At 56.4% G+C, this 13,451-nt stretch carries 12 protein-coding genes and 1 pseudogene; 10 read left to right on the forward strand and 3 right to left on the reverse strand.

The genetic code is table 11. From position 1 onward, the window contains the following. Nucleotides 1-114: 114 nt before the first annotated feature. From HMPREF1627_RS06005 to HMPREF1627_RS10020, 7 genes are all read left to right on the forward strand, one after another. Complete coding sequence (locus HMPREF1627_RS06005) at nucleotides 115-1,101, forward strand: hypothetical protein (protein WP_034502026.1); 987 nt, start codon at nucleotides 115-117, stop codon at nucleotides 1,099-1,101. A gap of 125 nt (nucleotides 1,102-1,226) precedes the next feature. Then, nucleotides 1,227-2,108: a hypothetical protein gene (locus HMPREF1627_RS06010; protein ID WP_034502027.1), complete on the forward strand. Its 882-nt coding sequence runs from the start codon at nucleotides 1,227-1,229 to the stop codon at nucleotides 2,106-2,108. A 142-nt stretch (nucleotides 2,109-2,250) separates the two neighbouring features. Further along, nucleotides 2,251-3,096 carry a hypothetical protein gene (locus HMPREF1627_RS06015; RefSeq protein WP_034502030.1) on the forward strand — a complete coding sequence of 282 codons (846 nt, stop codon included), beginning with the start codon at nucleotides 2,251-2,253 and terminating at the stop codon, nucleotides 3,094-3,096. Nucleotides 3,097-3,429: 333 nt separating this feature from the next. Next, nucleotides 3,430-4,158 (forward strand): hypothetical protein, encoded by a 729-nt coding sequence (locus HMPREF1627_RS06020; protein ID WP_158705815.1) that lies wholly within the window; start codon nucleotides 3,430-3,432, stop codon nucleotides 4,156-4,158. A gap of 57 nt (nucleotides 4,159-4,215) precedes the next feature. Next, complete coding sequence (locus HMPREF1627_RS06025) at nucleotides 4,216-5,220, forward strand: hypothetical protein (RefSeq protein ID WP_052040865.1); 1,005 nt, start codon at nucleotides 4,216-4,218, stop codon at nucleotides 5,218-5,220. A gap of 106 nt (nucleotides 5,221-5,326) precedes the next feature. Further along, complete coding sequence (locus HMPREF1627_RS10015; RefSeq protein ID WP_052040866.1) at nucleotides 5,327-6,346, forward strand: hypothetical protein; 1,020 nt, start codon at nucleotides 5,327-5,329, stop codon at nucleotides 6,344-6,346. A gap of 69 nt (nucleotides 6,347-6,415) precedes the next feature. Beyond that, nucleotides 6,416-8,980: a hypothetical protein gene (locus tag HMPREF1627_RS10020; protein WP_052040867.1), complete on the forward strand. Its 2,565-nt coding sequence runs from the start codon at nucleotides 6,416-6,418 to the stop codon at nucleotides 8,978-8,980. Between the two features lie 118 nt (nucleotides 8,981-9,098). Here HMPREF1627_RS10020 and HMPREF1627_RS06040 read toward each other — a convergent pair whose 3' ends face one another. Beyond that, a complete protein-coding gene (locus HMPREF1627_RS06040) occupies nucleotides 9,099-9,716 on the reverse strand; it encodes a GNAT family N-acetyltransferase (protein ID WP_034502032.1) in 618 nt (205 codons plus the stop codon). Between the two features lie 289 nt (nucleotides 9,717-10,005). Here HMPREF1627_RS06040 and HMPREF1627_RS10785 point away from each other — a divergent pair. The 3 genes and pseudogenes from HMPREF1627_RS10785 to HMPREF1627_RS06050 form a co-directional block, all read left to right on the forward strand. Next, a pseudogene (locus HMPREF1627_RS10785) lies at nucleotides 10,006-10,143 on the forward strand (EamA family transporter); the annotation flags it as partial. Between the two features lie 18 nt (nucleotides 10,144-10,161). Then, nucleotides 10,162-10,740, forward strand: coding sequence for a GNAT family N-acetyltransferase (locus tag HMPREF1627_RS06045; protein WP_034502033.1), 579 nt, complete (start codon nucleotides 10,162-10,164; stop codon nucleotides 10,738-10,740). Then, on the forward strand, nucleotides 10,740-11,102 hold the full coding sequence (locus HMPREF1627_RS06050) for a membrane protein (protein WP_034502035.1): 363 nt from the start codon (nucleotides 10,740-10,742) through the stop codon (nucleotides 11,100-11,102). The genes HMPREF1627_RS06045 and HMPREF1627_RS06050 overlap by 1 nt, the downstream gene beginning before the upstream one ends. Nucleotides 11,103-11,107: 5 nt before the next feature. Here HMPREF1627_RS06050 and HMPREF1627_RS06055 read toward each other — a convergent pair whose 3' ends face one another. Beyond that, complete coding sequence (locus HMPREF1627_RS06055) at nucleotides 11,108-11,986, reverse strand: hypothetical protein (protein WP_034502037.1); 879 nt, start codon at nucleotides 11,984-11,986, stop codon at nucleotides 11,108-11,110. A 61-nt stretch (nucleotides 11,987-12,047) separates the two neighbouring features. Then, nucleotides 12,048-13,322: a DUF5692 family protein gene (locus HMPREF1627_RS06060; protein ID WP_034502039.1), complete on the reverse strand. Its 1,275-nt coding sequence runs from the start codon at nucleotides 13,320-13,322 to the stop codon at nucleotides 12,048-12,050. Between the last annotated feature and the right edge of the window lie 129 nt (nucleotides 13,323-13,451).

The following is a 13,451-nucleotide window of genomic DNA, read 5'->3' on the forward strand; positions in this document are numbered from 1 at the left end:
CGCATTCAGCAACCACTCAGCATTCTGTAATTTAAACGATACACAATTCGTCAGCCGCGACGATTGTGCCTACTCTTTTGTTTGTCTGTCCTCATATATCGAGAAGGAACACTCATGAAGCGACGCGCGATCGGGGCAGCAGGCGCCCTGGCACTCACAGCCAGCCTCGTGTTGGCGACAGGACCAGCTTTTGCTGACGAGCCGATTCTCGGCGTGGAAGAGACCTACGATTTCACCTCTGCAACTCACCTGAGCTACACCCAGCATTACAGGGACAGCTCGAAGACTTTGATGACAGAGTATACATGCAGCTACATTTCAAGCAAGAACCCAGAGCTCAGCACCAAGTTCCACACAGAAGGCTCAGTGAACGTCTGTGATGTAATCACCGAGGTCAACGAAACTGATATCGATGAGTTCTTGAAGGTCTCGGGAAGCAGCTTCACCTTCACTTCCGAGTCTGATGGCTTCTTGAAGGTCATGCATAAGCAGTTCCCCGACGACAAAATTGACAGCATTGGGAAGGTGACTGCGAAGTTCGCTGGTGGCTTGGTTCCCAGTTCTGCCGATAATGGCGGCACGATCGACAAATCAACGGGCACAGTCACTTGGTCCAATGTCAAGACTGCTGTCAAAGTAAAGGGCAGTACGGACGGTAAGGCAGCTGCTTCTTCCACAGCGAAGAGCAGTTCGACAAGCAGTGCCTCAGCAGATTCCGACTCCACCAGCGCAGCATCCTCAACGCCTGATTCCACCTCGTCTTCCTCCTCGTCCGGCTCGAAGTGGATCCTCTTGCTGGTCTTGGCAGTCATCGTCATCGGTGGCATCGGTGCATTCGTTGTCATGAACAACCGCAAGAAGGCCCAGCCCCAAGGCGGCCAATACCCACAACCGGGGCAATATCCCCAGGTCACCCAGTTCTTCCCCGCAGAGGGCCAGGTTTCCGCGCAACAGTGGCAGGCAGCGCCTCCACCACAGCCAGAACAGTTCAATCCACAGCAACAACAGTGGCAGCCACCCGAGCAGGGGCAACAAGCTGAACAGTATCCACACCAACCCGGACAATATCCGCAGCAACCGGGGCAGTATCCACAGGGCTAACCCCCAAGCCGCGCATTCAGCAACCACTCAGCATTCTGTAATTTAAACGATACACAATTCGTCAGCAGAGTCGATTGTGCCTATTCTTTTATCTGTCTGTCCTCATATACCGAGAAGGAACACTCATGAAGCGACGCTCTCTTGGAGTCATCGGAACTCTGGCGCTTACCGGCACCTTTGTTATGGCGACCGGTTCAGCTATTGCAGCTCCGAGCATTGACCTCGAAGAAACCTACGAATTCACCTCGACCACGTCGGGAAGCTATACCCTGAGCATGATCGACACCAGCGGTACTCTGATCTCAGAGTCTATCTGCAAGAGTGTGCAGTCTGCCGGAGCAACCACGGCTTTCCGCACCAGCGGCTCTTCCCACATCTGCGATGTCAGCCAGTCCTTTAAGAGCAGTGAAATTGATGAGGTCCTTAAGGTCAACGGCAAGGACTTCACTTTCACCTCCCAGACAGAGACTGCTGTCTCGCGTCTCTCATCAGTGATGCCCGGCATCACAATGCAGAAGGTCACCGCAAAGTTCTCTGGCGGTATGGTCCCCACAACTGCAGACAATGGCGGATCCATCGACAAGGCAGCTGGAACCGTCACGTGGACCGACGTGAGCGATAACGTCTCCGTTAAGGGCAGCACTTCTTCTTCGTCATCTTCAAGCATGAAGTGGGTTCTTCTCGGCATTTTGGCCGTTGTCGTTATCGGCGGCATCGTTGTCTTCGTCGTCATGAGCAACCGCAAGAAGACTCAGGCACAGCCCATGGGCGCCCCCGGCGCATACCCGGGCGCCTACCCCGGCGCGATGCCTCAGCCCGGACAGTACCCCGCTCCGACCGGCCAGGCTCCCACGGATCCGACGCAGTACCCGCAGCAGGGGCAGTACCCGCAGCAGCCCGCGCAGTATCCGCAGGCTGAGCAGTACCCGCAGCAGGGTCAATACCCCCAGCAGCCGGGTCAGTACCCCGATCAGGGACAGCAGCCCGGACAGTACCCTCAGGCCTGAGTAACTCTCAAACCTGAACAGCCGGTGGGGCGAGCGCGGTCAAAGCGTTCGCCCCACTGTCTTCTCCACCGCTCCCCCACTTCACAGACGCACCAAGCCCGCTCCGGCCTCGGAAATCAACCGCTGAACGGAAGGAATCCTGATGACGCTCTCTCTACTGAAGCGCGCCGCCTCCCTCGCTTGCGCGCTCGTTCTTAGCGCCGCACTGAGCGCAACGCCCGCCCACGCTCAAGATCAGGGCGTTCAGATCGAGGAGCAGTATTCACTCTCAGCCTCAGGCTCAATCACGTACCGCTTGAAGATTGTCGACTTAACGAAGACCATCACTCTGGACACGTGCAATTCCCTCTCCCAGGTCATCGAGTGGTCTGAAGTGCACTTTAATGCTGCGCCAGCAGCAAGCAACTGCCAGATCGCTACGGAATACACGCGTGATAAGAATCCCTATGTTGGCACTGACGAAAAAGGGAACTTTGTCTTCGCAGCGAAGAGCATCCAATTGTCGGACCTCAACATCACTTTTCCCGCGGGAACTTCCCTAACAGAGCACGAGTTCCACTTCAGCGCTGATACTGGTCAGCTTTCACAGATGAGTCCCGGAGGAAGAGTCAGCGATAGCGTCAAGGGCTTTATTACGTGGAAGGACGATGTTCCTCAGATCGTCGGCGTGGCGGGGACCATCGAGACAGCGGAAGATTTCCGCACGACTAATCGCGTTGAGTATCAAGGAATCGCCCCCGTCGAGCTTCCCACTGGCCTCGAGGATATTCCGGCGAGGCCCTCGACAACGAGCACGCCTGTGACTCCGGCGACGGGAGCGCTGCCTTATCGCGGAGATCGTGAGACATGTTCATGCCCGAGCTCGAAGTTACTCATCCCATCGATGGTGATCTTGATTATCAGCATCGCGATACTCGCGCGCTCGGCTCGTAAGCGCTCGCGTCCTTCTTCTCCGCCTCCCCTCCCCTCCCCTGGCTTGGGCCAGTAGGCATTGGGAGCGCGCGTGGATTTTTCATTGCCGAGGCGATTGCTTGCTTGTGTCCTGAGTTGCGTGTGCGCGGGAGCTTTTCTTCTTCTTTTCCAGGGGACTCCTGCGCATGCCGTGAATAATCGCGTGACGATTCACGAGTCGTTCGTTTTCTCCAATCAGGGATTTTTGTCATACGAACTGTGGGTTTTTGACTCCTCGGGGACGATCACAGAGGAAAGCTGCAAGGCCCTTCCTCAAGCGCGAAATAATGCCCAGACCAGCTATTCCACTGATCCACAGCGCAAGACGTGCTCGATCAGGGCAACATTCTTCAGATTAAACAACCCTTATGTGGAGGCCAACGAGGATGGATCCTTCACTTTTGTCACGCGTCCCGTTCGCTTTGAGGACTTCAAGGTTTCCTTCCCAGAGGGCACGTCCTATCTGACTCGAGATCTCAGCTTCGGGGGGATCAGCATGAAGATCTCAAAAATGAGCCCTGGTGGCACTGTAAGTGACGGGCCACGAAACAGCGTCAATGTCCGGTGGAGTGGCGATCTTGGCTCTTCCCTTGCGGCTGTTGGCACTTTTTCGCCTGCAGGCGATTTTCAATCGACGAGGCGGGTTTCAAAGCCGGAAGTCGCGCCTGACGAGCTTCCGACAGACCTTGAAGTAGTCGCAGCTCCAACGCCATCTATGCAAGCGACACCACGCGCCACAAGAACACAGCGTTCTTCTTCGGTTCCGCCAACGCATACACCACTGGTGGACATCGACGGTGATGCTCTCATCAAAAAGATCATGGGGCTCAGCGTATTCGTCTTCGCAGCCTTCGGCGTGTACTCCATATGGAACGCGAAACAGCAGCAGGACGCTCAAAATTCCCGTCAGGCCGAAGCGAAAGTCGATGAGCAACTCAGCGATGATCACGCGGAGGGAAGCTCCTCGCCTCGTTCCCCCTTCGTTCTTCCTCCCGAAGAGAGAATCCCCACTTCGCCGGAGTCTTCCGCGCAAAGCGGTGTTACGCCAGACGATCCCTCGTCTTCCCCGCGAAGCCGCTTTGCACCGCCGACAAACTAGTATTGTTCACACTGAGACGCAGCCGCTTCACGGCCACCTCACTCAAAGGAGTCATGCATGCACCTGCCACTTCATCGACACACACGCGCCCTTGTCCTTGCATGCGCCTGCGCGCTGACTCTTTTTCTCCCCATCGCTGGGGCTCATCCTGCACATGCCTTGGACAAAGACATCAGAATCAACGAGGACGTTCGTATTGAGCGCGATGGTCGCACTCAATACAGGCTCACTGTGACCGACGAATCTCAGACCATCACTGAGGACACCTGCACTGCTCTGCCATTTGTCCAGGAGTGGTCAATCGTCGATTTTTCGACAAGTAAGTACTACAGCCGTTGTGAGATCACGACGGACTTCAATCGTCACGTCAATCCTTATATCGGCGTCGATAGCAACGGAAACGTTACTTTTGCTGCAAAGCAAGTCACTCTTGACGATCTGGGGCTCACATTTCCAAATGACGCCTCGGTTGCTTCCCGCCGTTTTTCTCTGAGCGGTACTTATTTCCGAGGAACAAAAGCAACCCCGGGTGCGGCTCTTGATCGAAGCGAATACTCCGACACCGTCACCTGGGAAAATGCACCAGCACTAGTTCTTGGCGCAGAGGGAACCCTCGAGCAGAATGATTATTTCCGCACCCAAGAACGCAAAGAGTACAAGGGCATAGCTGCTGCCGACATGCCAACCGATCTTCAAGCGCTTCAGACCTCTTCTTCCCCACGTCCTACGTGGCGTGCCACCGGCGCCCTTCCTACCCCATCCCTCCTCACAAGTTCTATTGGTAAGTACTTCATGTTCGGCTTCGTTGCCATCGTGTTCGGGGCGATTGCCCTAGTGAGGAGAGCTAATAAGAAACGCCGCAAACAAGAGACCAGTGGCTTCGTCATCCCCACCGCATATCAGCCGAGTACACCTACTTCCGCTTCGCAGACGAAGAATCCCTTCGCTCTTTCAGCAGACGAGGTTTTTGCGCCTTCTGCCGAGCACTCAACTCCTTCAACCGTTGACCCCTCTTCTTCAACTCAGGGGCCAACAAACCCCTACGCACCCCCGTCGAACTAAATGCACGCCGCTGGGGCGCCTCGGTAATCTGGCACTATCGGACAAGGAATCAGCATTGCAGGTCTTACGACGACGAACGAAAACACTTTTCCTTGCATGTATGTGCATGCTGAGCATTGTCGGCGGGATACTTGGCGCCTCCCCGGCACACGCCGCGCGAAACGAGGTCGATCTTTCCGAGTACTTCTTTGTTGGCACATCGAGTGTGAGCTACTCAATCTATATCAGCGATTATTCCAAGACTCTCGATCAGAAAGCCTGCGAAGTAGTTCCCCAGGTAACGGAATGGTCCGAAGTGCACTTTGAGGCGGGAACTTACTCGAATGATTGCAGAATTACAACAAAGTTCAATCGTTTTGTTAATCCTTATATCGAGATCGATGGCCAAGGAAACCTTACTTTCGCCGCAAAACTCCTGAAACTTGAGGAGCTCAATCTAGGGCTTCCCAGCGACGTCAAACTGACGCGCCATGACGCATACCTGCAGGGGAGCTACCTGACCATTTCAGAACTCAGCCCGGGAGCAGTACTGGACGAAGACGATAGCTCTGCTGATGAAGCGAAGTGGATGAGCACATCGGAAACACTGATCGGCGCGAAGGGAAGCGTGCAGATGTTCAGCGACTTCCACGCAATCGAGCGCAAAGCAATGAACAGTGTCGTTCCCGCCGATCTTCCTTCTGACCTCGAGGCGGTAGTACACACCCGTTCCATCACGCCCTACACCCCATCCCCCAGCCCCACTGCTTACCGACCTGCACGCGGGATCGGGACGATTATCAAGATCATTCTGGTTCCGGTTGTCTGTCTCTTCTTAATCATCGGCGTTCCCATGATCATGCGCGCAAACAGCAGGAGAAAGGAACGCGAACAGCGAGGTTTCGCAGTTCCGCTGAGTTACCAAAGTGGGACAGGTTTTTCCGGCTCGCTAACTCCCGGGGACACTGGGCAAAATCCCTTCAAACTTTCAGATGATCTTCATGTGGAAGATGCGCCTGTTGTGCCCTCCATTCAGGATTATTCACCACCCGCGCCGCCCTCGTCTTCATCGGCACAAAGCGAGCTTTTCCCTGAAGATTCACAGGTAGAGCAGGGGAAAAATCCCTTTGCCCCACCCTCGGAATAATTGTTTTTGCGCACCCCTCACAATTCGATATGCTTGAAATAGCGTGATTCACTTTCAAAGGATGCCTCAATGAAGCGTTTGTATTCGACAGCGGCCACACTCGTGCTTGCAGGAGCATTGGTGCTCCCTACTGCAACAACTGCGCAGGCCGCAGATTCAGACTTGACTGTCTCGGTGACATTGAGCGTCTACAACAAGGGAAGCGTCGGACACGCGCTTGAAGTGTATGACCGCACGAAGCAGATCGACGAAGGTAAGTGCAAGTCATTTTCAAATGGGAATAATGACTACCGCATCGAGTTCGCCCAGGGTGATAACTTCACTCGTTGCTCAATCTTCCCGCCTTTCGAAGGCCCCGAAAATGCAGGAAAGTACTATTCGCTTGATGACAAAGGTGAGTTTATTTTTGTCTATTCAAGTGAACAGTTGATGCAGGAAACAGAATTCCTCGGCCGCCCGCGCGACATTGGCTATATCAGCATCCGCCCTCTGGTTTTTGACCTTGATTCCGCATCTGCAGGGGCAAAGTTCACCGACTTCTGGGCTGATCAGCGAGGCGATTCAAAATACTCCCCCACCGGACAGATTGTTCTGTGGAATAAGCCTGATGGAAAGGTCGCCGTCCACGGGAAGAAGACTGGTGCTTACCAGGGCAATGCGACCGTCGCCGCACAGTACGGTACGCCGGTTCCCTCTTTTGAGCCTCTGACACCGGCGCCGACGGATCCTGCTGCACCCGACCGTAACCGCACTGCTGCTGCAGCAAAGTCAGGCTCTCTCATCGGTTCAATTTCTTCAACCACATGGATCATCGTTGCAGCAGTTGCTGGCGGCCTTGTTGTTCTTGCAGGAATTGTCATCTTTGTTCTCCGCGGTCGTTCGCGAAAGGCAGATTCGACTGCAAAGTCTCAGCGTCAGCAGGCGCGTGAAGAGGCCCGCGCAGCGAAACGTCAAGCTCGCGAGGATCGCAAGCGCGCGAAGGCTGGGGCTACTGCATCCGCACCTATGTCGCAGGGAGCTCTTCCTCTCGGTGGTTCTACCCAGGCAGCACCAGCACCTACGGCTCCCGGGGCAACGCCTGGCACTGCAGCTTCAATGCCTATTGCGACTCCCGTCAGAGGAGTTCGTGCTCCCTCTGGTGCATCTTCAACGCCTAATTCCGCAGCATCGACACCTGTCCAACCGCAGGTTCCTCAGGCTCAACGCGCTCAGGCGTCCGCTCCGCACACTCCGCTTCAGCCGGCCCAGCAGGCGTACAAGCCAGCTCATGCTCCGGCCTCGTCGCAGGAACACACTCCGGAACCCTCTCAAACAGAGGCTGGCGTCCCGTCATTCGCTGCGGCTCAAATCCCCGCGCAGGCAGAGGCGCGTCATGCGTCCACAGAGCCCGAGCAGCCGGTTGCAGCTGTAGCCCCGGCTACCGTGCCAAACGATGAGCCGGCACCAGTTGTAGAATCCGCACTGCCTGAGATGAGCGAGCCGGAAGAGGCTGCTCAGGAACCGAAGACCGAGGCCTTCGCGGCCGCGCAGACGGAAGAAACTGCACCGGCCGAAGAAACTGCACCGGTCGAAGAGACTGTTCCCGCGGCTGAGCACGATGAGGCCGAACAAGCACAGCCCGAACCTCAGGATCAGGCCGATTCGGTGCCCGTTTCCAGCCCGGTAGCGACACAAGAACCGCAGAGTTACTCTCAGCAAGGCGCGCAAGCGCCCGCGGCACAGCCTCAGGCTCAGCCTCAGCACGCTCCGGCGCCTACACCGCTTCCGCAGTACCAGCCTGCGCCAACGCCGCAGGTCCAGCCACAGGCTCCCACGCCTGCACCTGCTCCGGCACCAGCGCCGTACGTACAGCAGCCTCAGCCCGGTTACACGCCGATGGCCTCGCAGCAGCCCGCGCAAGCTCCCCAGCAGTGGGGTCAGCAACCGCAGTACGGCGCAGCCCCCATGCAGCAGCAACCGCAGCAACAGCAATGGGGACAGCCTCTGCCCCCACAGCAGACCAGGCAAAGCCAGCGACAGAGCTACGTGCCACTTCCTGGCCAGCAGCCAACGGCTGCACCGCAACAGTGGGGACAGCCTCTGCCCCCGCAGCAGGGAGTCGGCTATGGCCAGCAGGGATATGCTCCTGCTCCCCGACAGTGGGGTCCCTCGTACGTTCCCCCGGCACCTGCTCAGCAACCTGCCCCTGCGCCTCAGTGGGGTCAGCGGCCGCAGCAAGGCCAGCCTGCACAGCAGTGGGGTCAGCCCAATGGTGCCGTACCCCCGCAGGGCCAGCAAGGTGGCCAGCAATGGGGACAGCAGCAGTACGGCGCTGCTCCCCAACAAGGCCAACAGCAGTGGGGTCAGCAGCAGGGTATGCAAGGCGACCAGTGGAGGCAGTACGCCGGCCAGTCCGGTCAGCCCGCACAGCAATGGGGCCAGCAACCGCAGCAAGGCCAGCCCGCACAACAGTGGGGCCGGCAACCGCAGCAAGGCCAGCCCGCACAACAGTGGGGTCAACAGCCCAATGGTGCCGCACCCCAGCAGGGCCAGCAAGGTGGCCAGCAGTGGCAGCCTCCGCAGCAAGGCGGACAGCCCAATCAGCAGGGCCAGCAGCCTAATCCCTGGGGACAGCAGGGACCTGTTCAGCAATAACGAGCTAGATCTCGATAGATAGTTTGGGGGCGTGGTATCACCTGATACCACGCCCTCAAACTCATCGTAGAAGCCCCGTATGCATTCTTCCCTCCAGTTCGAACGCGCCAGCAGGTATCTACTCGATGACCTTCTCAAAAGACCACACGGGAACATCGTTCCCATCTAAAGAAACCGAGTGCTCCCCCACGATTCGGTATCCAGCCGAGGAATAGAAGCGCGCATTCGTGGGAGTACAGGTAATGAATGCGAGGCGTCCACTTCCGTGGGAGCGTACGTATCCTTCGATTCCCTTCTCAAGGAAGCGCCGACCAATGCCCTGATGTTGGCGTGAAGGATCGACAGCGATAACGGTCAGGAACCAATCGAAATCGGATTCGCGACGCACTACGCTATCTGCGGCCTCGGTAAAGGCAAAGAAACGCACGAGGCGATCAAAGCGCATATAGCCCAGGAGCGGCCTGCAGTAGCGCAGGTATTCGAGCATCCCGGGCGGGCGATGATTCAGGAGGGCAACTCCAAGGATTTCACCCTGGTCTTCAAGGACCAGAACTGTGTGATAACGCGCGAATACACGAATCATGACGGCGTGGACATCGCGAATCCAGTTGGGGAATTCCTCCGGATCGGCCAGTAGTCCCTTCACTGCTGTGTGAAGGGGGTAATTCTCGAAGGCAGCACCCGCGATTTCAGCGAGCTTATCGATGTGCTCTGGGCGTGCAGAGTAAACGTGCATGGCCTTCCCTGTTCGTCGGCACCTCGTGGTGAGGTATGGGCGGATATTGAGGTTTTAGGCTAGGGCGTCAACCTGCACCTGTACTGTCTACAGACAGTATGAGGGCAGGGCAAAACACTCGCAACAGTTTGCATTCATAAATGTATCGGGAATTTTTTGAGGAAATTTCAGGCGCTTCCAGCGGTCTGGCTACCAATAATCTAAAAACGTAACTTTCAAGCACCTGTAGAGACGTTCACTCACAAACATCGACTTGTGCTGCCCATGAAAACATGCGGATTCCGTCCCCGTTGTCCCCATCAACAAGCTCTCAATACTGGTGACAGTTGCGTTTTCAGCGCTCATGTTGCGCGAGCGCGTCTCGGGACGGTATTTATTGGGAATCGCTGGTATGTGTGCCGGGACTGTTCTTATGATCATCGGCTAGCCCAAGGAGGGGAGAATTATGCTGCGTCGCGCAACACCCGAAGATGCAGAGGCACTATCCGTGCTTGCGTCCACGTGCTACATCCAGACTTTTGGGCAGCTTTACTCTTCCGAAGACCTTGATCGTTTCATTCACGAGGCCTACTCCCCCGAAGTCCTTCGTGGCGAGCTCGCGGACCCCCAGCGCCCAACCTGGCTGCTTTTCCTTGAAGAAAGCGAGGCCGACGCGACTGCACCAGAGTGCACTGATGCGCGCACGGCCTCGGAAGGCACATTGATCGGCTACGTGACTGTTTGCCCCGCGCACCTGCCCCACCCCGACGTCAAGCCCACCGACGGAGAAGTTCAACGCCTCTATCTGCTGCGGGAATACCAAGGTGGCGGGCGCGGATCAATGATGCTCCGGCACGCGATCGATTACCTCCTCGCCGATGGGCCGCGCCCCCTGTGGATTGGATGCTTCAGTGAGAACTTCGGGGCACAGCGACTCTACGGGCGCCACGGGTTTAAGCTGGTCGGCGAGTACAAGTTCATGGTTGGCGACCACGCTGACCGCGAGTTCATCATGCGGCGCGAGGCCGAAGTTCAGGAGTCCTAATGAAGACAGCACACTGGCACGCACTTTTGCTTGCAGGAGCTGGGGTTATGCATTTCAAGGCACCGCAGGTTTATGACGCGATTGTGCCACGTAGCCTTCCCGGGAATGCGCGAACCTACACCTTGGTGAGCGGCGCGGCCGAGTTGGCAATTGCCGCTGGCCTTGCGCTTCCTTTGACGAGGCGACTGGCCGGCTTAGCCGCGAGCGCACTGTATCTCGCAGTCTTCCCCGCGAATATCAAGATGGCCGTGGATTATCGCAAGGAAGGCAAGCCTGCGGGCGCACAGGCGCTTGCGTATGCTCGACTGCCGCTTCAGATTCCTCTGATTCGCGGGGCGTGGAGGGTGTTTCGAGGAAAGTAGGGGCCTCAGTTACTCACTTGCTTCCACTCCGCGGCATCGAGGCCCGGAGGCGGGAGCTGACGCAGGTGCTGTTTGAGCCTTGTCGCTTGAGTTTGTAGAGCAACGAAGGTCATTCCGCCCGAAATCACTCCCCCGATCAGGGGAACGATCTTTGACATTGTTTTCGCCATGCTCTGTTTCGTGACCGAAACGCCAATCACTCTCAGAGACTTCTTCACGACCGGGTACCACGTCGTCTTCATCAGGGCTTTGCGTGCGATCCTCTTTTCGATTGCCGGCGCAACGATCACTCGTGCAAAGTCGCGTAGTGACTCTGCAGCTCCTGCAACTTTCAGCATGACGCCGAAGAAGAGGCCCATCTGGGCGATCGTCTCATCATCGACATCGTCCAAATCCGTTAAGAATTCTTTCCACCCATACAGGTACGCAAGCTTTTGCATGATGCGCAGCGAGTGAACGTAGTACTGAGTGAGGTCGGCGGGAATGGTTCCGAGCATCGCAAAGCCACCTGGAATCCCTGCAGCAAACGAGAGCGCGGTAGATTTCTTCGTTTCGAAAGAAATCGCATCATTGGCCAGCTTGTCCAAAGACTTGCGCGAAATCCCTGCAGAGACAGGATCACTTGCAATAGCACGCTCAATCTCAGCATCACTCAGGTGGAGTTTTCGCAGTTCCTGGCGCAGGAAGTCCTCGCGCGAGATCCGTACTCCCCGCAGGCGAACGAGCTTTTTCAAGAAGAAAACTGCGTAGACCGAGGCCTGCTGGTCCTGGTCTGAAGATGCCTCAGAAACCAGGGAAACCGCAGCGTCTTCCTCGATAATTTCGCCTTCGATGATCGGCTCGACAATGAGTTCGTCTTCGCGTTCATCATCACCCTGAATCATGCTTGTCTCTTTTCATTCAGTGACACCGGAAAAGGTAGTTCGATTCTACTGGAAGCAGGTACTACCCACGCTTCGTGGGATACCGCCGGTCCTCACCCTTCCACCACGGCATCCACGAGGCATATCCATCGGCAGGCGCAGTATTGGACGAGGGCTCATAACCAAGTTCTTCAGGAGTCTGCGGAATTCCGTCGACGAGGAAGTACTTGTCCTTATCGTCGCAGTGCTCGCGAACAATCGTGCGGAACTCTCCCAGCTCGCAGTACAAAACTCCGGTGATCGGATTGCGCTTAAACACCACGATCTTGTAGAGCCAGTAGGCAAAGAGCATCACGTTTGCCACCAAGGCAACCACCGCACACACGATGTTCGCTCGCGGATCCATGGTCGCAAAATTAAAGATATCCGAGGGAGGCACCAAGACCTCGGGAAGCAAAGTATTCATGGAAATCCAAAAAACCAGCGTGAAGCAGCGGAACCAGATCCACTGTCCCTTCGCCCACGTAAACGCGGGGATCGTGCAGGCCAGCAGTAGCGCAAGCGTGCAGTACCACGTGTAGTCAGCCAGCGAATTGTAGAGGAACGCGTGGTTCCACAGATCGTAAGCGATAACCCACGGCCACACCATATCCACCCAGATCAGCCCGCGGACCTTCTGCTTTCCCGGGGAGGTCGCGATAATTTTTCCGAGGCCGGTGATCGTGATGATATTGAGCAGGCCAGCCAGCGCGGAGAGCAGGTTCCAATATCCGCCGATCGTACGGAATCCAGTTTCAGGATCAATACCAACGTGGCGAGAAGACAGGTTCGCTGCGACTTCCTGATACCACTGCATTGAGTGGAGCTCCGCACTGACGCCTCGAGCCTCGGGCAAGCCCGCGACCATATCGATCGTGTGGGCGTCATTGACGGACTTCAGGCACTGCCAGTCGGCGCCGCACGAATAGTAAGTATCAGCGTTGAAGTAGATCGTGAGGTCGCGGATGTTCGCCTCCATGATGTTGACGGCCAAGCCGATCCACAGTGCCACGCCCAACCAAATCGCGTATTTATGCGCCTTGACCGGGTTGCGTTTGGCGTAAACCAAGACAGTTCCGGTCATGGTGGCGGTCAGGATCATGATCGCGTACTTACCGAAGGGGAACCAGCCAACCATGGGAGTCCCGTGGATCCATGCATAGGGCATAAGCAAAATGCCTCCAACCGTCCACACAGCAAAGATCGTCCAGTTCCATCGGCGATTGATCTCGGCGACAAGGATTTGCGCGAGCAAGACGAGCAGCCAGATGAGATAGACCTTTGGGGTTCCGAGCTCCCAGAGGAAGAGCGAGTCCACAGCATTCTCCTTCGAACCTGTAACTAAGCTGAATATTTTCGTCTATCATAGTGCCTAAATCACACTAATATGTGAGCTTTGCTACATATTCTGCGTCGAAGGGAAGCGACACCGTCGCACCCCCACACG

This window comes from Actinomyces sp. S6-Spd3 (assembly GCF_000758755.1).
In the GTDB taxonomy this organism is placed as follows: Bacteria; Actinomycetota; Actinomycetes; order Actinomycetales; family Actinomycetaceae; genus Pauljensenia.